The organism is Paenibacillus polysaccharolyticus (genome assembly GCF_023714295.1).
Taxonomy (GTDB): domain Bacteria; phylum Bacillota; class Bacilli; order Paenibacillales; family Paenibacillaceae; genus Paenibacillus; species Paenibacillus polysaccharolyticus_A.
The window spans coordinates 1-335 of sequence record NZ_JAMAUN010000061.1 but is presented as its reverse complement, the minus strand read 5'-3'; the positions used below and the strand labels follow the sequence as shown (position 1 = coordinate 335).

2 rRNA genes are annotated in these 335 nt (G+C 52.5%); both read right to left on the bottom strand.

From position 1 onward, the window contains the following. Positions 1-23: 23 nt before the first annotated feature. Positions 24-140, bottom strand: a 5S ribosomal RNA gene (rrf, locus tag M3629_RS28885). A gap of 106 nt (positions 141-246) precedes the next feature. Continuing rightward, a 16S ribosomal RNA gene (locus M3629_RS28880) occupies positions 247-335 on the bottom strand; the annotation flags it as partial.

Here is a 335-nt window from a genome sequence, read left to right as displayed (position 1 = left end):
TTCTTGAACCCGTAATGGGTTACGCTTGGCGGCGTTCTACTCTCCCAGGACCCTGCGGTCCAAGTACCATCGACGCTGAAGGGCTTAACGGTCGTGTTCGGGATGGGAACGTGTGGAACCCCTTCGCTATCGCCACCAAACGTTTGAGAGTTTGAGCTCTCAAAACTGAGCAACGAGTGAGTAACTAGCCGACCTGGCTAGATTTAAAATTTGAATGTCTTCGTTGCAGAAGACGATTCTCCATAGAAAGGAGGTGATCCAGCCGCACCTTCCGATACGGCTACCTTGTTACGACTTCACCCCAATCATCTATCCCACCTTCGGCGGCTGGCTCC